This window comes from Brenneria sp. g21c3 (assembly GCF_040240345.1).
Classification (GTDB): Bacteria; Pseudomonadota; Gammaproteobacteria; order Enterobacterales; family Enterobacteriaceae; genus Brenneria.
The window spans coordinates 15641-34971 of record NZ_JBEIAB010000025.1; the positions used below are offsets into that span (position 1 = coordinate 15641).

At 54.5% G+C, this 19331-nt stretch carries 13 protein-coding genes and 1 pseudogene; 3 read left to right on the forward strand and 11 right to left on the reverse strand.

All coding sequences use genetic code 11. From position 1 onward, the window contains the following. Positions 1–251 precede the first annotated feature (251 nt). On the forward strand, positions 252–1559 hold the full coding sequence (locus ABRZ28_RS22410) for a dicarboxylate/amino acid:cation symporter (protein ID WP_319605643.1): 1308 nt from the start codon (positions 252–254) through the stop codon (positions 1557–1559). 344 nt (positions 1560–1903) lie between these two features. Here ABRZ28_RS22410 and ABRZ28_RS22415 read toward each other — a convergent pair whose 3' ends face one another. From ABRZ28_RS22415 to acrD, 5 genes are all read right to left on the reverse strand, one after another. Beyond that, the gene (locus ABRZ28_RS22415) at positions 1904–2746 is read right to left on the reverse strand and encodes an ABC transporter permease (RefSeq protein WP_319605644.1); all 843 of its coding nucleotides are present in this window, start codon (positions 2744–2746) and stop codon (positions 1904–1906) included. Beyond that, positions 2743–3750, reverse strand: a complete 1008-nt coding sequence (locus ABRZ28_RS22420; RefSeq protein ID WP_330521601.1) for an ABC transporter permease — start codon at positions 3748–3750, stop codon at positions 2743–2745. Before ABRZ28_RS22420 ends, ABRZ28_RS22415 begins: the two co-directional genes overlap by 4 nt. A gap of 17 nt (positions 3751–3767) precedes the next feature. Continuing rightward, entirely contained in the window at positions 3768–5456 is a 1689-nt protein-coding gene (locus tag ABRZ28_RS22425; RefSeq protein ID WP_330521602.1) for an ABC transporter substrate-binding protein, read from the reverse strand. A 45-nt stretch (positions 5457–5501) separates the two neighbouring features. Next, complete coding sequence (locus ABRZ28_RS22430) at positions 5502–7205, reverse strand: ABC transporter ATP-binding protein (protein WP_330521603.1); 1704 nt, start codon at positions 7203–7205, stop codon at positions 5502–5504. Positions 7206–7358: 153 nt separating this feature from the next. Then, entirely contained in the window at positions 7359–10472 is a 3114-nt protein-coding gene (gene acrD, locus ABRZ28_RS22435) for a multidrug efflux RND transporter permease AcrD (RefSeq protein WP_330521604.1), read from the reverse strand. A 593-nt stretch (positions 10473–11065) separates the two neighbouring features. Between acrD and ABRZ28_RS22440 the strand changes: the two genes are divergently transcribed. Further along, entirely contained in the window at positions 11066–12538 is a 1473-nt protein-coding gene (locus ABRZ28_RS22440; protein WP_319605649.1) for a M16 family metallopeptidase, read from the forward strand. Between the two features lie 111 nt (positions 12539–12649). Here ABRZ28_RS22440 and ABRZ28_RS22445 read toward each other — a convergent pair. The 6 genes and pseudogenes from ABRZ28_RS22445 to yhjD all read right to left on the reverse strand — a co-directional run. Next, a pseudogene (locus ABRZ28_RS22445) lies at positions 12650–12868 on the reverse strand (type VI secretion system tube protein Hcp); the annotation flags it as partial. A gap of 758 nt (positions 12869–13626) precedes the next feature. Then, a complete protein-coding gene (locus tag ABRZ28_RS22450; RefSeq protein ID WP_330521606.1) occupies positions 13627–14118 on the reverse strand; it encodes an Hcp family type VI secretion system effector in 492 nt (163 codons plus the stop codon). A 403-nt stretch (positions 14119–14521) separates the two neighbouring features. Next, positions 14522–15181 (reverse strand): Ssp6 family T6SS pore-forming effector, encoded by a 660-nt coding sequence (locus tag ABRZ28_RS22455; protein ID WP_330521607.1) that lies wholly within the window; start codon positions 15179–15181, stop codon positions 14522–14524. Between the two features lie 262 nt (positions 15182–15443). Further along, on the reverse strand, positions 15444–16376 hold the full coding sequence (kdgK, locus tag ABRZ28_RS22460) for a 2-dehydro-3-deoxygluconokinase (protein ID WP_319606506.1): 933 nt from the start codon (positions 16374–16376) through the stop codon (positions 15444–15446). Positions 16377–16551: 175 nt separating this feature from the next. Continuing rightward, positions 16552–16752 carry a 2-hydroxymuconate tautomerase family protein gene (locus ABRZ28_RS22465; protein ID WP_319606505.1) on the reverse strand — a complete coding sequence of 67 codons (201 nt, stop codon included), beginning with the start codon at positions 16750–16752 and terminating at the stop codon, positions 16552–16554. 37 nt (positions 16753–16789) lie between these two features. Then, on the reverse strand, positions 16790–17806 hold the full coding sequence (gene yhjD / locus ABRZ28_RS22470; RefSeq protein WP_319606504.1) for an inner membrane protein YhjD: 1017 nt from the start codon (positions 17804–17806) through the stop codon (positions 16790–16792). Positions 17807–18061: 255 nt separating this feature from the next. On the opposite strand from yhjD, the gene ABRZ28_RS22475 reads away from it, so the two are divergent. Beyond that, on the forward strand, positions 18062–19255 hold the full coding sequence (locus ABRZ28_RS22475) for an MFS transporter (protein ID WP_330521608.1): 1194 nt from the start codon (positions 18062–18064) through the stop codon (positions 19253–19255). Positions 19256–19331: the final 76 nt, after the last annotated feature.

The window sequence follows — 19331 nt, forward strand, 5'->3', positions numbered from 1 at the left end:
CCTTTTTCGGCGATTTTTTCACCGTTTCTTGTTGCGTAATGTGGTTCTTTGTTGCAACTAAATTGCGCTAATGTTTAATATTCATGTCTGCTGAAGCGATTCCTCTCTTATTTTTAACCATTCGTTCACAAACTAAAGTTAGAAAACATTTCCAGACAGTTATTGCGGTGTTACTTTCCGGCGCAATCACAGGTGGTATTCCCTCGCGTACTCTATTATCTACCTGTGTTTCCCTGCCATAGGACATAAGTATGAAAACATCTATTTTTAAAACGCTTTATTTTCAGGTGCTTACTGCTATCACGATAGGGATATTACTCGGCCATTTCTATCCGGAGCTTGGCGAGCAGATGAAGCCTTTGGGCGATGGATTTGTTAAATTAATTAAAATGATCATTGCGCCGGTTATCTTTTGTACGGTGGTGACCGGTATTGCCGGCATGGAAAGCATGAAATCAGTGGGGAAAACCGGTGCGGTCGCCCTGCTGTATTTTGAAATCGTCAGTACCATCGCCCTGATCATCGGGCTGGTGATTGTAAACCTGGTAAAACCGGGCGTGGGTATGAATGTCGACCCCGCCGCGCTGGATGCCTCCGCCGTGGCGGTGTATACCCAGCAGGCCTCGCAGCAGGGCCTGATTCCGTTCCTGATGGATGTGATCCCTTCCAGCGCGGTCGGGGCATTCGCCAGCGGAAATATTTTGCAGGTCTTGTTGTTTGCGGTGATGTTCGGCTTTGCGCTGCATCGGCTGGGTGAAAAGGGCAAGATGATCTTTGATGTGATCGAAAGTTTCTCCCGCGTCATTTTCGGCATCATCAACATGATCATGCGTCTGGCGCCTCTGGGCGCGTTTGGCGCCATGGCGTTCACCATCGGCAAATACGGGCTGGGTACGCTGGTGCAGTTGGGTCAGTTGATTATCTGTTTCTATATCACCTGTCTGCTGTTCGTCTTCCTGGTTCTGGGCAGTATCGCCAGGGCTACGGGATTCAGCATTTTCAAATTTATCCGCTATATCAAAGAAGAGTTGCTGATTGTGCTGGGGACATCCTCTTCCGAATCCGTGTTGCCGCGGATGCTGGAGAAGATGGAGAAGGTCGGCTGTAAGAAATCGGTCGTCGGGCTGGTTATTCCCACCGGCTACTCGTTCAATCTGGACGGCACCTCGATCTATCTGACGATGGCCGCGGTATTTATCGCCCAGGCCACTAACAGCCATATGGATATCTGGCATCAGATTACGCTGCTGGTGGTGTTGCTGCTGTCGTCCAAAGGGGCGGCGGGGGTGACGGGAAGCGGATTTATCGTGCTGGCCGCCACCCTTTCCGCGGTAGGCCATCTGCCGGTCGCGGGTCTGGCGTTAATTCTGGGTATCGACCGCTTTATGTCGGAAGCCCGCGCGCTGACCAATCTGATTGGCAACGGCGTGGCGACGATCGTCGTCGCGAAGTATTGCCATGAACTGGATTCCAAGAAGATGAATGCGGTGCTTTCCGGCGATAAAGGCGATACCGGCAAGAACGGCGATAAACCGGCGGAGTCGACGACGCTGTCCTGACCCTTCCTCCCGCTTGTTCTGACCATCCCCGCCTTACGGCGGGGATGGTTGAGGTTGATGACAAAGTGCGTCGAGCGGTGAGAATGGATAGATCGTAAAGACGCTGCGAGTACATCCCTGTAAGCTCGAACCGCGCGAATAGGAATCTCATCCCTGAGATTCCCCCTTGCAGGGCCGTCGCAAGCGACGTTCAAAGGCGTTCCCTACGCCTTTGTCCCTGGCGCGGACGCTTTACTCTTCTATTCCATTCTCACCGTTCCGATTCGGCAGAGACGTTTGTCAACAGTCTGGCCCATCCCCGCCTTACGGCGGGGATGGTTTTTTCAACGTTTTCGCATCGGTCTCTACAGCACGGAAAACAGCGAACGCCGACGGCGCAAGCGCGGATTCAGCGCGGTATGCAGCGCATCGCTCAATAAATTCAGCGCCATGACCGTCAGCATAATGGCCACGCCCGGAATGGCCGTCATATACCAGCCGGTTCTCAGCGCATCCCGCCCGGTGCCGATCATCGAGCCCCAGCTCACGACATTCGGATCGCCCAGCCCGAGGAAAGATAGCCCGGCTTCGGAAAGAATGGCGTTGGCGATCAGCAATGCGGTGGAAACCACCACCGGCGTCCAGGCGTTCGGCAGGATTTCACGAAAAATAAGATGCATATCGCTCGCGCCGAGCGAAATGCTGGCGCGCACGAACTCCCGTTGGCGCAGGGATAAAAACTCCGTGCGCACCAGACGGGCGATGCTGGTCCAGGAGGTAATGCCGAGCGCAAAGATGATGGTGCCGATCGAGGGCTGCAACACGGCCACCAGAATGATCGCCAGCAAAAAAGCCGGAATGGTTTGAAACAGCGTGGTGACGCCCGTCAGCACTTTGTCCACCCAGCCGCGATAAAATCCGGCGAGCACGCCGACGACGATGCCGATAACCAGCGCGATCAGGGTCGACGCCACGCCCACCAGCAGCGAGACGCGCGCGCCGTGCAGCAGGCCCGCCAGCAGATCGCGGCCCATCAGGTCGGTTCCCAGCGGGAACTGCGCGTCCTGTCCCGGCCAGAGATAAGGCTCCGCCACCATGTTCATCGGGTCGTCCGGGAACAACCACGGCGCCGCGCAGGCCGCGGCGATAACCAGCGCCAGCGCGATCAGGCCGATTAGCGCGGACGGCTGTAATAACCAGCGGCTCATATCACCCCTCTTTTGTTATCTCTGTTCTTTTTACGTCGACCTTCGCGCACCCGCGGGTCGCAGCCGGCGTGCGCCATATCCACCAGCAGGTTCGATACCACCACCAGTACGCTGCTGAACAACAGTACGCCCAGCAAGATGGGAATATCCCGGTTTCTGATCGCCTCGAACGACAGTTGTCCCAGCCCCGGCCAGGCGAACACCGTTTCCACGACGATGGAGCCGCCCAGCAGGGCGCTGCTTTGCAGCCCCAGCATGGTGATCACCGGGATGAGCGCGTGACGCAAGGCATGGGCGACAATCACGCGTCCTTCGCGCGCGCCTTTGGCCCGCGCGGTACGGATAAAATCTTCGGACAGCGTTTCAATCATCGAGGCGCGCGCCAGCCGGGCATAAACCGCCATGTAGTAAATGGTCAGGGTCAGCACCGGCAACACCAGGTGCGCCGCAATATCCCACAGTCTGGCCGCCCCGACGTGGGCGGCATTGATATCCTGCCAACCGCTGGCGGGCAGCCATTCCAGCTTGACGGCGAACAGCACGATCAACATCAGCGCCACCCAGAACATCGGCGCGGAGTAACCGATGGTGGAGAGCATGGAGATCGCCGAGTCCGCGACGCCGTGGGGACGGCGCGCCGATGCGACGCCGAGCAGTACGCCGCCCGCCACCGACAGCAGCAGGGCGCTTCCCACCAGCAGCAGCGTGGCCGGCAGTCGATCGACGATCAAATCCAATACCGGCTCGCCGAAGCGAAACGAAAAGCCCAGATCGCCCTGCGCCAGTTGCGATAAATATGCGACCAACTGCGCGGCGGTAGGACGATCCAGGCCGTAGAGTTCGCGCAACTGCTGAATATATTCCGGCGTGGCGCTGCCGCTTTCGCTGGCGATGACATCCACCAGATCGCCGGGCAATGCCTTGAGCAGAAAGAAGTTCAGGGTGGCGATGCCGACCACCACCCCGACCAGTTGCAGCAGGCGGAAAAAAATACGTGCCGTCATTAGGTTACGCCCCTCGCTCAGGCGCCTTTTTTATCCAGCCATACGTGCGCGAAATTGTTCTGACTGTGGTTGAACGTATCCGTCACGTTGCGCAGATTGCGCGCCCATATGCCGAACCATTTGAATTCAAAAAGGTTAATCTGGGGAAGATCGCGTTGCACAATGCGCTGTAGATCGTGATAGAGCGCCAGCCGTTTTTGCGGATCGACCTCGATCTGCGCCGCCTCGATAATACGATCGGCTTCCGGGCTGGCGTAGCCTGAAGCGTTGGTCCAGGGCGTACCCTTGCTTTCCGCTTTCGACCAGTAGAGTTGTTCGACGCCCAGTTGCGGATCCGTCCAGTTCACGCCCCAGGAGCTGGCGAGCTGGTAGTCGTAGTCTTTGAAAATGTTTTTCGTCCAGGTGGCCAGGTCCAGCGCGCGCAGCGTGACGTCAATGCCGATGGCGCGCAGCGCCTGACGGACGAACTCGCCGGTGCGGCGATAGTCATCGCCGAACGGGATGAAATCGTGGTTCAGCTTAAAGCGCCAGCCGTCCGCTTTTTTCGGGTAGCCCGCTTCATCCAGCAGCGCCTGCGCCTTTTTGATATCGAACGGATACTGCTGGGTATCGGCGGTATAAAAGGTGCTGAGCTGTGAGGAGACCGGCCCGGTCGCCGGTTTGGCGTAGCCTCCCCACACGGTTCTGACCAGCAGATCCTTGTTGACGGCGTGGGCGATGGCCTGACGCACCTTCAGGTTGCTCAGAATGGGGTCGCGCAGGTTGGGCAACAGCCAGAATGAGGTGGCGAAACCATTATAACCGTCGGTATCCAGCGTCAGCGTAGGCAGCTTCGCCAGACGGGCGGCGTCGGCGAAAGTCACGGGATTACGCTCGCCGTACTGGATTTCGCCGGTTTCAAACGCGGTGGCGCGTCCGGAAACATCGGGGATGATTTTGAACAGCAGCTTATCCAGGAACGGGCGTTCAGGCTGCCAGTATTTATCGAAGCGTTCCAGCGCGATGTGGCTGCCGCGCTGCCATTCGCGGAACACGAACGGCCCGGTGCCGACGGGTTTATTGTTGTAAGGGTTGTTGGGAATATCCGTGCCTTCGTACAGATGACGCGGCAGGATGGGAGTCGCCACCACATCCAGCGCGTTGAGCACCACCGGCGTGGGTTTGGAAAGCGTCAGGATCACGGTATGGTCATCGGGCGTTTCCACGCCGGACAGATACTGGAACACCCGGCGGGCGAACGGCGAGTATTGGCGCCAGACATTTTCCGCCGAGAATTTCACATCGGCGGCGCTGAACGGCTGGCCGTCGTGCCACAGCACGTTGCGGCGCAGAAACAGCGTGACGGTCAGCCCGTCGTCCGATACCGCCACCTTTTCCGCCAGTTGCGGCCGCGGCGACAGGTCCGGCGCGTAGTCGAACAGTCCGTCGAAGATCTTGCTGACGACGGTACGGCCGGGCGTCGAGGTGTTGATAAAGAACGCCAGCGTCGGCGGCTCGGGATGCACTACCGCCTCCAGCGTGCCGCCGCGCGCCGCGCCCGCCACGGTATTCGGCAGGCTGCCGGTTTCCGCCGCGCTCTCGCTCGGCCAGATGCCGCCGAATACGCCCGATGCCAGAATCGCGCCGGAGATGCCCAGAAATTTGCGGCGGTTAAGTTCGTATTCGACCAGTGCGTCGATATTGCTGTCTGATGGACGTTTATTCATTATGTGTTGCCCCTGTGCCTGTCAATAAAATCGAGGTAAGACCGCTCAACTTAGCGCGGAAACGCGTGTCGGCGCGGCGGACGGCTGCCGGCCGCGGTTTTTTCGTCCCGGCACGGCATCCAGCAGCGTGCGGGTATAGGGATGTTGGGGATGGCGCCAGATGCGTTCATGGTCGCCTTCTTCCACAATGCGCCCGCCGTTCATCACCAGAACGCGGTCGGCGATATAGCGCACGACCGCTAAATCGTGCGAGATAAACAGATAGGTCAGCCCCAGTTCGGCCTTTAAGTCCACCAGCAGATTGATGATTTGCGCCTGCACGGAAACATCCAGCGCGGAAACCGGTTCGTCGCAGATAAGCAGTTGCGGACGCAATACCAGCGCCCGGGCGATGCCGATGCGCTGACGTTGTCCGCCGGAGAATTCGTGCGGGTAGCGCTGGCGCGCGGCCTGCGGCAAGCCCACGTCGTCAAGAATTCGCACAATGCGCCGCTCACGTTCTCGGCGGTCTTTGACGCCGTGGATCGCCAGCGCATAGCCTAAGATTTCGTCGATGCTCTGGCGCGGATTGAGCGAACCGTAGGGATCCTGAAAGACCATCTGGATACGCTTGCGCCAGGGCAGCAACTGGCGACGCGACAGCGTCAGCAGATCCTGCCCGTCAAACACGACCCGGCCGCTCTGCGCCTGCTCCAGCCGCATAATGGCGCGCGACAGCGTGGATTTGCCGCAGCCCGACTCGCCCACCAGCCCGAGGGTTTCCCCGGCATGGAGCCGAAAGGAAACATCGTCTACCGCGGTAATGTCGTCCTGTGCGGATTCATAGGCCACCGTCAGGTTGCCGACCGTCAGCAAGGGCTGCGCCGCGGCCGCCGTCGGGGCCGCCTCGGTACGCGCCGGGGGCTGAAACAGCGTGAATCCCTGTGCGTCGCTGTAACGGATCTCCGCCAGCCGCGACCGGCGATAGTGCGCGTCCTGCTCCAGATGCAGCGAGGCGTGCAGCAGTCCCTGCGTATAGGTATGTTGCGGATGAAGCAATATCCGATCGGCGGGGCCTTCTTCCAGCTTGCGGCCGTTATGCATGACCGCCACGCGGTCGGCCCACTGGGAAACCACGCCCAGATCGTGGGTGATCAGCAGCACGGCCATGTTCAGCTCGCGCCGCAGTTCGTCGAGCAGGGCCAGTATCTGCGACTGAATGGTGACATCCAGCGCCGTGGTCGGTTCGTCGGCAATCAGCAGATCGGGCTGGCAGGCAATCGCCATCGCGATCATCACCCGCTGGCGTTGGCCGCCGGAGAGATGGTGAGGGTAATCGTCAAAGCGGCTTTCGGGATCGGGCAGTTTGACCTGCGCCAGTAGTTCAAGCGCGCGGGCGCGCGCCTGTGTGCGGCTCAGCGGCAGATGCAGGGTCAACGCCTCTTCAACCTGACGCCCGATGGACATCACCGGGTTCAGCGACGTCATCGGCTCCTGAAAAATCATGGAGACATCGTTGCCGCGCACACCGGCCAACTGCCGCTCTCCCAAACGCAATAGGTCTTTGCCGCCGAGGGTAACGGCGCCGCTGATTTTTGTCTGGGCCGGCAGCAGTCGCATAATACTCAGCGCCGTCGTGGATTTGCCGCAACCTGACTCGCCCACCAGCGCCAGCATTTCTCCCTTTGCGATGCGGAGGTCAAGATTATCCACCGCCACATGTCCGGGGAAATGAACGCTCAACCCGCGTATATCCAGTAATGCCGTCATCCCGATACCCTGAATCCGTTTCTTCAGACAGTAATCGGTTACTTTAATCGCGACGGCCGTTTGTTTTCTATTATGCTTTCTTATTACTTATATTCATTGCTTATATATAAATCGCTAATGTTTTGTATGCGTATTTTTAACCTGATTAACCGGTTATTTTTCTTTCTCTTGCAGCGGGAAACGTCTGCGCACCACCACAAAGAACAGCGGGACGAAAAAGATCGCCAGAATCGTCGCGGACAGCATGCCGCCAATCACGCCTGTTCCCACCGCATGCTGGCTGGCGGAGCCTGCGCCGTTGCTGGTGGCCATCGGCAGCACGCCGAAAATAAACGCCAGCGAGGTCATCAGTATCGGCCGCAGGCGCTGGCGCGATGCCTCCAGCGTCGCCTCGACCAGATCGCGCCCGCGCTGGTTCATCTCATTGGCGAACTCGACGATCAGGATGGCGTTCTTCGCCGCCAGGCCGATAACCGTCAACAACCCTACCTGGAAATAGACGTCGTTCTCCAGTCCCCGGCCCAGGGTGGCGAGCAGCGCGCCCAGCACGCCGAGCGGCACCACCAGCATCACGGAAAAAGGCACGCTCCAGCTTTCATACAACGCCGCCAGACACAGAAACACCACCAGCAGCGAGATGGCGTACAGCGCCGGCGCCTGCTCGCCCGTCAGCTTTTCCTGATAGGACATGCCCGACCACTCCAGGCCGACGCCCGGCGGTAATTTTTCCACCAGCGCTTCCATGATCTCCATGGCCGTCCCGGTGCTGACGCCGGGCGCGGCCTCGCCGACGATTTCCAGCGAGGAATAGCCGTTGTAACGCTCCAGGCGCGGCGAACCGCTTTCCCACGCGGTTTGCGCAAAGGCGGTAAACGGCACCATTCCGCCGTCGCCGTTGCGCACATACCATTTGCTGATATCGTCCGGCTGCATGCGGTATTTGGCCGCCGCCTGAACATACACTTTTTTCACCCGGCCGCGATCGATGAAATCATTAACGTAGGTCGACCCCCAGCCGGTTTGCAACACGTTGTTGATGTCGTCGATAGCGACGCCCAGCGCCTGCGCCTTGCGCTGGTCGATATCAATCCTCAACTGCGCGTTATCATCCAGACCGTTGTGGCGCACCCGGGTCAGACGCGGGTCATCGTCGGTCATGGCCAGCAGTCGGTCGCGCGCCTGCATCAGCGCGTCGTGGCCCAGCCCGGCGTGATCCTGCAACTCCATGGTAAAGCCGGCCGCATTGCCCAGGCCGGTGATGACCGGCGGGCTGTTGGCGATAACCCGGGCCTCTTTGATATCGCGGAAGGCTCGGGTGGCGCGTTCGATTATGGCGAAGGAGGTGTCTTGCGCTCTGGTGCGCGCGTCCCAGTCTTTCAGGCGCACAAACAGGCGGGCGACGTTCTGTCCGTTGCCGCCGGGGCCGGCGCCGACGGTGGCGAATACCGATGTGACATTCTCTTTTTCTTCGCTGAGGTAATATTGCTCGATCTGTTGCACCACTTTTAATGTCTGCTGCTGCGTCGAACCGGGCGGCAACTGCACCTGCGTCATAAAGACGCCCCGATCTTCCTGCGGCAGAAATGACGTCGGCAGCCGGATAAACAGCAACGCCATAATGCCGATGACGCCAAGATAAAGCAGCATCCAGCGGCCGCTTCGGCGCAGGATTTTCGCCACGCCCCGTTCATAGCGCAGCGTACCGCGGTTGAAAACGCGGTTAAACCAGCCGAAAAAGCCTTTGCGGCCGTGATGATGACCTTTGGCGACGGGCTTGAGCAGGGTGGCGCACAGCGCCGGGGTAAGGATCATCGCCACCAGCACCGACAGGATCATCGATGAAACGATGGTAATGGAGAATTGACGGTAGATCGCCCCGGTCGTTCCGCCGAAAAAGGCCATCGGGACAAAAACCGCCGACAGCACCAGCGCGATCCCCACCAGCGCGCCCTGAACCTGCCCCATCGACTTGCGCGTCGCTTCGCGCGGGGAAAGTCCTTCCTCGCTCATCACGCGCTCGACGTTTTCCACCACCACAATGGCGTCGTCCACCAGCAGGCCGATGGCCAGCACCATCGCGAACATGGTCAGGGTATTGAGGCTGAATCCGCAGGCGTAAAGCACCGCAAAGGTACCCAGCAGCACCACCGGCACGGCGATGGTGGGGATCAGGGTGGCGCGAAAATTCTGTAAAAACAGATACATCACCAGGAAAACCAGCAGTATCGCTTCAAACAGGGTTTTCACCACGTCAATGATGGAAGCCTTGACGAAAGGCGAGGTTTCAAAGGCGATTTTGGCTTCCAGACCGCGGGGAAAGTAGGGCGCCAGCTCCGCGATCCGGGCGCGCACCCGTTTATCCGTCTCCAGTTCGTTGGCGCCGGCGGCCAGTTTTATCCCCAGGCCGGACGCCGCCTGGCCGTTATAGCGGCTGAGGATGTCATACCTTTCCGCGCCAAGCTCTACTTGCGCGACGTCGCCCAGCGTCACCGCGGAACCGTCGCGGTTGACGCGCAGGGTGATATCGCGAAACTGCTGCGGGGTCTGCAACAGTGACTGGGCATTGATGGCGGCGTTCAGCGTCTGGTTATCCACCGACGGCGTGCCGCCCACCTGACCGACGGAAATCTGGCTATTCTGCGACTCGATGGCCGCCACCACATCCTCGGTGGTGAGCGAGTAATCGGCCAGCTTCAAGGGGTCGAGCCAGATACGCATCGCATACTGCGAGCCATAGGCGTCCACTTCGCCGACGCCGTTGATGCGGCTGAGCGGCTCCTGAATATTGCTGGCGACATAGTCCGAAATATCCTGCCTTTCCATGCTGCCGTCGGTGGAAACAAAGGCGATCATCAGGATATTGCTTTCGCCGGTTTTACTGACCGTCACCCCTTGCTGCTGCACCGCCTGCGGCAGTTTTCGCTGGGCGGATTGCAACTGGTTCTGCACCTGCTGGCGGGCTTCGTTCGGATTGGTTCCCGCTTCAAAGGTGAGCGTTATCCTTGACTGGCCGGTATTACTGCTGTCGGAAGCCATATACATCAAATTATCCAGCCCGGTCATGCTCTGCTCGATAATCTGCGTGACGGTATTCTCAATGGTTTGGGCGGAAGCGCCGGGATAGTTGGCGCTAATGCGCACGCTGGGCGGCGCGAGGTCGGGGTACTGCTCGACGGGCAGTGAAACGATCGCCAGCGTACCGCACAAGCTGAGTATAATTGCCAATACCCAGGCAAAAATGGGGCGATCGATAAAAAAATTCGCCATCGAAATGCAACTCCTCAGCAGGGTTTTCTACGCGATGTACCCACCACCCGAAGCAGCGGCAGGAATGCTTGCTTCCGCAGGAAGGCTGTTTTCCTGACCATCCCAATGTTTAACCCATTGGCGTTAAGACTTGAATCCGTATTATGGCGGCATGTGCGCCGTAAATTACTTTATCCGTTAATGTTTAACGAATCGTGGAAAAATTAAGGAGAAAATGTAAATAATCGTCGTCAAACTCGGACTATACCGGTGCGTCGGCACTTATCCGCCTCGCCGCGAGGCATATTGAACCGCGATAAAAATCCGTGCGTTTCGCCGCTATTTCTCCCCCAACGTCGTCCTTGCCTGACGACCAAGTCCGCCTCATGGGCGTCATGCCGGATTCGGTTAAATCTCAATATTTTCCTTTTTTGAATATTATTTAGCCTGTTGAAGTGACATAGATGAAAGCGCGTGGTCAAAGGGGGTGGTACACTTCGCCTCTCCATTTTCCGAGATGCATTCATGAGAGTGTTTGGTGGCAAGCGCAAGGCCACTGTGATTAACAACGACAACCACATTAATGTTGGCTGGTTATTTTAGTAGGGGTTCACATGCAGGGCACCAAAATAGGACTTTTAGTTGGTGGAATGTTGCTGACGGTTGTCGGCGGCAACGTGCAGGCTGAAACACTACAACCCGATCCTGCCTGGCAGCAGGGGAAACTTGATAATGGTTTTACCTGGCAGTTACTGACTACCCCGCAACGTCCGGGTGATAGGGTCGAGTTACGTCTGATGGTGAATACCGGCTCGCTGACGGAAAACACGCAGCAATCAGGATTCGCCCATTTTATTCCCCGCCTGGCGTTAACGCCGGGGGATGGTTTTTCGGCAACGCAATTATCTTCTTTATGGCAGCCGACGGAGAAGGACGCGCGTTCTCTGCCGCCGGCCGTCACGTCATATGACGTCACCTTTTATAATCTGAGTTTGCCGAATAATCGGCCTGAGCTGTTGAAAGACGCGCTCAGTTGGCTGTCGAAAGCGGCTGGTCAGTTGACTATCGACGATCGGCGCATCGACGCGGCGTTAAACGCGCCCAACCCGGTGGTCACTTTTCCGGCCAATCCGCAGGATCCGCGCTGGCGCTATCGCCTGAAGGGATCGCCGCTGTTGGCTCACGATCCGGGTCAGGCGGTGACGGCGCCGTTAAGCAGCGAGCCGTTGCAGCAATTTTATAAAACCTGGTACACGCCGGACGCCATGACGCTCTATATCGTCGGCCATGTCGATCAACGCTATATCGTCGATCAGATCGGTAAGGCGTTCTCGCCGTTGCAGGGTAAACGCGGAGAGCCGGTGCCGGTGCCGACGTTAAGCCCATTGCCGCTTCAACCCGTCAGCCTGATAGACACCACCGTTCAGCAGGATACGCTATCGCTGATCTGGGATACCCCCTGGCACCCGATTCGGGACGACCGGGCGTTGGTGCGTTACTGGCGACGCGACCTGGCGAGGGAAGCCCTGTTCTGGCATGTGCAACAGGCGTTAAAGAAAAGTTCGCAGAAGAGCGATAACCTCCGTTTTAACTGTAATGTCTTCTATACGCGCGCGCAGTGCGCCATTCATATCGATGTTCCCGGTATCGACGGCGTAATGCCGGCGATGACGTTCTTGGCTCAGGAACTGGCGGCGCTGAGGGATAACGGGCTGACTCAGCAGGAGTTTGATGCGCTGATTGCGCGCAAAACCGATGAGCTGGGCAAGCTGTTCGCCACCTATGCGCGCACCAGTACGGATGTGTTGATGGATCAGCGCCTGCGGTCGCAGCAAAATGGCGTGGTGGATATTGCCCCGGAGCAATATCAAAAGTTGCGGCAGGCTTCGTTGTCTGAACTGACGCTGGCTACGCTGAATCAGGAGTTGCACCTGTGGCTTTCACAGGACGCCGCCCTGATGCTGATACAGCAGCAGGGCGAACCGGAAGCGCATATGAAGGAGCTTCAGGAAGCCTATAGCCGGATTATGGCGCCGGCGGAAGAGGCCGAAGCGCAAAATGAAGCGGCGGCGCCCGCCGCGCAGTAATGAGTCAGGTGAGGCCGCGTCAGCGGCCGATATGATATCTGCCAGATCGCTTCATAATGTAAGGAAAGACTTTCTATTTGGTTATACATGACGCGATCAGCGACTTCGATATTAAGCCGTTATGCGCTCATTCCACGCATCTCTGTATAAGATATTGCCTTCGGTGTGTTTCCAGGTGATGGCTTCATAACGTAACTCTATATTTTCCAGATGGGTGCTGGACATTCCATTAGGAAGCAAAGAAGGTGAAATCGTTGTTATCTTTACGTTATCAAGGAGAATATTAAAGTATTCACTCTCCACACCAGCTTCAAGAATACGATACATTTTCGTTTGTTAACCAAAGATGAGCCGGGGTAGACATATACAAAATTTCCTTTTATAAAGTAAAAATAATTGAGTTTTCCCATTAAAATCAATGCGTATGGTTAAACCAAAATACAAAAATTAGCACCAGGACAAAAAATATTCCCGTTGCCTGTACAGCAATATCAGGGACGTCATGTGCGATAAGAACACCGAAAGCAACGACAACGATTAGCGGGACGTACCCCCAAAAAATATGATATCTGAGTTTTAAACCATTTCTTTAAGAAATCAATCATGATCATCTCACCATATTAATAAATGTATTCCCTTGTTGACCAACGATGAATCGGAGTGAACACAGATAGAGTACTTTTTATAACTAATTAATTGCTGAGGAAAAAAACTAGAACCAACATTCCAAAATAGAACAATCCAGTGGCAAGCATAGCAATTTCGCGAAAATAATTAACCATGATAATCCCAAATATCAACGTTAGAAGTATCGGAACATAGGTCCAGAAAAAATATTTAGCCTGAGATTTTAACCATTTCTTTAGAAATTTAATCATGATCACCTTACCATGTTAATGATGGTGTTCGCCACATCATCATCGGACAATAGATTTGCTTTAAAAAATCACATTTTCATGAAAACCGGTTCAACGATAAAATATATTATTTTCGGTTTTTGTATTTTCAATATCTGATAATATTAGGCCGCGTCAGCGGCCGATATGATCTCTGCCAGGTCGTGGCCCGGATCGTTCAATAAACCGCAATCAAAGAAATAAATCAGATGACCAACTATCTTTGAATTTAATATTGCCTTCAAGATAACACCAGGTAATCGCTTCATAGCGTAAAGAAAGACTTTCTATATGGTTATACATAGCACGATCAGGGTCTTTAATATTATACATATTGGGGGTAATGGCTGTGATTTTCACATTTTCCAATAGAATATTAAAATATTCAATCTCGCTGCCCGTATGATTAATTCGGTACCATTTTATCAACGCTTTTTTAAGCGTTGATCCTGTCGCCAGCGAGCGGTAAAGATAAGGTGAAGATTGGTCGAACTCTTTTTCAAGGCTGATTTCTTTATGAATGCGTGAACCTGATAATTTCCCAGATGAGCCCATCGCGGGTAAGGTAATATTATGAGTAAAACTTAACACTTCAATATCGCCTTCCCGACCGACAACCTGAGATGCGCCGGTTATTTTTACGCCTTTACTATCAACCAAAGATAGATACGCTGGAATCGCCATTTAAATACCTCCTTTTGATTTTGGCCTATAGATCGACTTGTTGACTTCATGATAAAGTAAAAAACTATCAATCTTATTACATCTATAATTAATATTATTTCCCATGTTGATGGGAAATAGGAAATAAAAAATAGCAAAGTAAAAAAATTCGCTATATATAATTTTATTTATCCGTGTTTAGAATGAGTGTAACCATAAATATTCTCGCTTAATCGTTATCTACATGGCGAATTATGAATTTATGAATAAGAATAAATATCATCAATCCGATAATATCTATGATGACGATAGTTTTCCATCCGAATGGCAGCATAGGACTAATAATTAATAGAAGAGAAAATATTCCACAATATATTTCCTCTATGATTCTGGCTACCCATTTTAGAATAAAGGTCATCATCTGTTAATACCCTCTATACTGTAACTCTTTGTCAACAATATTAATGATATGTAGAAAATCCTCTTCGCCATGATTTTGACGAACTTTCAGTGCGTCAAGGAAAGGTGCGGTATAATCTTCGATAAAAACATACAAAAGATCCAGATCGTTGGGATGTCGCAACCGGTAATAGAGCTGGCTGTGGGTTTCTTGTAATTCGCGTGATTTATAGATACAACGTTCAAGCACACCATAAATCAGGAAAATTTGTATGCCAATGGATCTTACAATCTTGTAAATTGCCGTTGTATTAGAGGAATTAAAAATCGTGTTTGATATTATCCGTGTTATTGTTGAGGCAGCGACTTGTCGCCCTGCAAACGACCCTAATGTATGGCTATATAAGCCATTTTGCTTGCCTTCAGGAATATATCGGCAGAAGTTATCAATAATGATTTGCATGGCGTCAATAAACTTGTCTCTGGCGAGCAACCCGTTACGGATTGCCATATACAGTCTGAACCGGTCTTCACCGCGTTGGTAACGGGTATCGGTATCCATCAAGCTATACATGGCGGTAAATACGTCTCTGGGAACCGATATTGCGCCATCCATAAAACCGGAAAGGGTTTCCGGCGCGACAATAACGGTTACGATCCGCTGTGCCGCAACATTGATATCCATATCTGATTTCCCACATTGAATTAATAATCCCGTATTATGTCTATCTGATTAATATATTCAACTTTTTATTTTTTTTTGAAGTAAAAGGATAATAATTAATGTGATTATTAATTTGTTTTTAAATAATTATCCGGCGATAAAAAGTAATGGTTTATTTAATGCGTTATGTTAATTGTTTTATTTACTACGACAGGTACGAGAATATAAAAAAGCAGGCGCGTAAACCACGACCTGCCTTTATTGATTGATGTTGTATTCGCGCTTAAACGGGCATCGCGTTGCGTGGAATAATAGCGCCGCGATATTGAATAACCGTACTGGCGGTCAGGTGTCCGCGCCGGGCCGCTTCTTGCGCGCTGCCGCCGTTCAGGCGCACGGCCAGATAACCCGCGCTGAAAGAATCGCCCGCCGCAGTAGTGTCGACCACTTTCTCTTTCGGCAGCTTCACGGCAGGAACCTCGACCAACGCCTGTCCCTGCGCTGAAATCAGGCAGGCGTCCGCGCCGCGCTTAATGACAATCTCGGTGACGCCGAAGCCGTGGGTCCGTTCAAGCACTTCAGCCACCGGTTGGCTTCCCCACAACATATCTTCATCATCCAAAGTCAGGAAGGCGATATCGGTGCAGGACAAAATGTCGCGATAGGCTGTTTGCGTTTCTGCCTGGCTTTGCCATAGCCGCGGACGATAATTATTATCGAAAATGACTTTACCGCCGTTGGCGCGACAGTCGCGCAATAAAGCGAATAAACGCTGGCGGCTGTCGTCATCGAGGATCGCCAGGCTGATGCCGCTCAGATAGAGATAATCAAACTGCGCCAAGCGACGGCAAATTTTTTCCGCATCGGCGCTATTGAGCCAGTAGCGGGCGGCGGCGTCGTTGCGCCAGTAGTAGAATGTGCGCTCGCCGCGGTCGTCGGTTTCAATGACATATAATCCGGGCAGCTTATCTTCCAGACGCTGGATCAGATCGGTTTGTACCCCTTCTTGCCGCCATGCGGCGATCATCTCTTCACTAAAGCTATCGGTGCCGAGTGCGGTGACGTAATGCACGCCTAATGCGTCGGGCTGCGTCTGACGCGCGATATACACGGCGGTATTCAGGGTATCGCCGCCGAATCCACGGCTAAGATCCGTACCTTTTTGCGACAGTTCGATCATGCATTCGCCGATTACGGCAATGTTGTTAGTTGTCATCAACGCTGGCCTGTTTGAAAAAGTAAGAAGTCTGTCAATGCGGAATGACGTCCAGTCTCAACGTATCGGGACGACGAGTCAATAGTATTGAAATGATGTTTTATTTTTTATGATGAGGATCGGAAAATGAAAGCGTTCCGATCCTTTTTGCCCGTGATGACGCGGACGAGGAGGGTTATTGTTGGCCTCGGAGATGTGTGACGCTTTTCCCGCCTATCCCCCAGTTATCGGTGTCCACTTCCTCGATCACCACAACGGTGGTGGCGGGGTTTTTCCCCAGCGTATCGGCCAGCAACTGCGTTACACCGGCGATAAGAGCTTGCTTTTGTTCGGCGGTGGCGCCTTCACGGGTGATTTTAATGTTTACGTACGGCATAGCGGCTCCTGATATTGATGTCGGCAAGGTCTGAACTTTATTGCCGCACGCTCTCTTGCTGTTCGTTGCGGTCTGTTGAAGTATCGCCTTTATAATTCGCCGTGGCGATCCAGGCGGCGCAAAATAGCGTCAGCCGAGCGAAAAAATAGAAAAACGCCATCAGTCCGATAACGGAACCGAAAGCGGCGCCGGAGGGGGAACTCGCCAGTTTAGGCAGTGAGAAGGTCATGGCGAATTTGATCGCTTCAAAACCGATGGCGGCCAGCAGCGTGCCGCGGAATAACGCCTTACGCTTCGGTTTGTGGCGCGGCAGTACGAAAAATATCCAGAGAAATAATAAGTAGTTGGCGAAAATTGAGATCGACAAGGCGATCAGGGTCAGCGCCGGGCGCAGCCATTCAATGCCTTCCAGTCCCAATGCTCTGACGATCATATTTTGCGCGGTGCCGGCAACGGAAGTGAGGAACAGCGTAATCACCAGCGCCACCATCAGCCCGGTCAGAGACAGGAAATCGCGGGTGTATTTAAAGTAAATTTTCTCTTCGTCCTGCGGGTTGCGTTCCCAGACATCGCGCGACTGCGCGCGGATCGCCTCGCGTAGATTTCCCATCCAGCTGACGCCGGAATACAGGGCGATGAGCAACCCGGTGATCCCGACCGTCGTACGTTGCTGAATAGCGGTATTCACCGTATTTTTCAACGTATTCGCCAGGTTGGGATCGCTGATGCTGTTGACGATGCGGTTAATCAATTCCGTCAGCAGATCCGGGTTTGAAGCCAACACAAAACCGACGGCGGCAAAGGACACCATTAAGATAGGTATCAGCGACAAAAAGGAAAAATAGGTGATCGCGGCGCCAAACTGATTGCCCATCCGATCGTTAAAACGCTCTCCCGCACGGATCATATGCGCCACGCTGGGAATGGCCTGAATGCGTTTTGCCCAACCTTTGCCGCGGGTTAAAAGCGTTCGGGACTGTGGCGATGCGTTGCCCTCTGTTTTTTCTGCGGGGGCCGGCCGAGAGTGATGCTCTTTGTCTGCCGGTACTGGCATTGAACTTCTCCTGTGCTTGGGTGTTAGGGTGCGTGGCTCACTTAATTATAACCAACAAGATGAGATCGTTACGATTTCTCTGGTTTATTACTCAGCCGCATCTTTTTGAATACACGGGTTAATAATGACGCCCGTTATGATTTAGCATTATTTGAGCGTGAAAGCCGGCAGGCGCTTGTTTATACTTCAAGGCTGCAATCCGCGCTGTGGCTGATGTTTTTGCCTTACGCGACCATTAAGCGAGTAAACGTTTTCATGCCTGTTTCGCCCCCGCCCGAGCCCGTCGTTGGCGCATTACGTCTGAATTTGCGTATTGTGTCCGTGGTTATCTTCAACTTCGCCAGTTATCTGACCATTGGCTTGCCGATAGCGGTGCTACCCGGCTATGTCCATGATTCGATGGGCTATAGCGCTTTCTGGGCGGGGTTGGTGATTAGCCTGCAATATTTTTCCACTTTGCTGAGCCGGCCTCATGCCGGGCGTTATGCGGATGAGAAAGGCCCCAAAAACGTGGTCTTGCTGGGGCTGGCCGGTACGTTGCTAAGCGGTGTGTTTTATCTTCTGGCTGCCTGGAATGAGGCTTCTCCCGCTCTCGCCTTACTGTTGTTGTGCGTCGGCCGCCTGATTCTTGGCGCCGGACAAAGTTTTGCCGGCACCGGCTCAACCCTGTGGGGCGCGGGCATCGTGGGATCGCGTCATATCGGGCGGGTCATCTCATGGAACGGCATCGCCACCTATGGCGCGATGGCGATCGGCGCGCCTCTGGGCGTGTGGATCAACCACATTGGCGGTCTGGAACTGTTGTCGGTTTTCATCATCCTGGTTGCGGCCATCGCTATCGCCTTCGCCTTGCGACGCCCGGCTGTGAAGGTGACGCCGGGCAAAAAAATTCCGTTTAAAGAAGTGCTGGGAAAAGTCTGGCTCTATGGCGTCATTCTCGCGCTTGCGTCGGCGGGATTTGGCGTGATCGCAACCTTTATCACGCTGTTCTATGCCGACAGAAACTGGCAGGGCGCGGCGCTGACGCTGACGATTTTTAGCTGCGCCTTTGTCGGCGCGCGTCTGCTATTTCCAAACAGCATTAACCGGTTTGGCGGCCTGCGCGTGGCATTGGCCTGTTTTGTGGTGGAAATCACCGGGCTATTGCTGGTGTGGGGGGCGACGCAACCGCTGATGGCGGAGCTGGGCGCGCTGCTGGCCGGCGCCGGTTTCTCGCTGGTTTTCCCGGCGCTCGGCGTGGTGGCGGTTAAGGTGGTCGCTCCGCAGAATCAGGGAAGCGCGCTGGCGACCTATACCATTTTCCTCGATCTGTCGCTGGGGGTGGTCGGGCCGGCCGCCGGCGTGCTGATGACGTATACCGGCATCGCCTCCATCTATCTGGCGGCCGCGCTGCTAGGGCTTTGCGGCCTGCTGCTGACGTGGCGTTTAAGTCATCGCCGAATCCAGTAAAGGCGCTCCCCTTCCGCCTTTCATTCCGCAAGCCTCGCCGCCGATCATTCTCGCGCCGCGCTGGGTAATAACCACA

What these genes read in the sequence shown, in the direction of transcription:
- ABRZ28_RS22425 (WP_330521602.1), bottom strand. Translation starts at nt 5,456, where the DNA reads ATGAATAAACGTCCATCAGACAGCAATATCGACGCACTGGTCGAATAC.
- ABRZ28_RS22415 (WP_319605644.1), bottom strand. Translation starts at nt 2,746, where the DNA reads ATGAGCCGCTGGTTATTACAGCCGTCCGCGCTAATCGGCCTGATCGCG.
- ABRZ28_RS22440 (WP_319605649.1), top strand. Translation starts at nt 11,066, where the DNA reads ATGCAGGGCACCAAAATAGGACTTTTAGTTGGTGGAATGTTGCTGACG.
- kdgK (WP_319606506.1), bottom strand. Translation starts at nt 16,376, where the DNA reads ATGACAACTAACAACATTGCCGTAATCGGCGAATGCATGATCGAACTG.
- ABRZ28_RS22410 (WP_319605643.1), top strand. Translation starts at nt 252, where the DNA reads ATGAAAACATCTATTTTTAAAACGCTTTATTTTCAGGTGCTTACTGCT.
- acrD (WP_330521604.1), bottom strand. Translation starts at nt 10,472, where the DNA reads ATGGCGAATTTTTTTATCGATCGCCCCATTTTTGCCTGGGTATTGGCA.
- ABRZ28_RS22455 (WP_330521607.1), bottom strand. Translation starts at nt 15,181, where the DNA reads ATGGATATCAATGTTGCGGCACAGCGGATCGTAACCGTTATTGTCGCG.
- ABRZ28_RS22450 (WP_330521606.1), bottom strand. Translation starts at nt 14,118, where the DNA reads ATGGCGATTCCAGCGTATCTATCTTTGGTTGATAGTAAAGGCGTAAAA.
- ABRZ28_RS22475 (WP_330521608.1), top strand. Translation starts at nt 18,062, where the DNA reads ATGCCTGTTTCGCCCCCGCCCGAGCCCGTCGTTGGCGCATTACGTCTG.
- ABRZ28_RS22420 (WP_330521601.1), bottom strand. Translation starts at nt 3,750, where the DNA reads ATGACGGCACGTATTTTTTTCCGCCTGCTGCAACTGGTCGGGGTGGTG.
- yhjD (WP_319606504.1), bottom strand. Translation starts at nt 17,806, where the DNA reads ATGCCAGTACCGGCAGACAAAGAGCATCACTCTCGGCCGGCCCCCGCA.
- ABRZ28_RS22430 (WP_330521603.1), bottom strand. Translation starts at nt 7,205, where the DNA reads ATGACGGCATTACTGGATATACGCGGGTTGAGCGTTCATTTCCCCGGA.
- ABRZ28_RS22465 (WP_319606505.1), bottom strand. Translation starts at nt 16,752, where the DNA reads ATGCCGTACGTAAACATTAAAATCACCCGTGAAGGCGCCACCGCCGAA.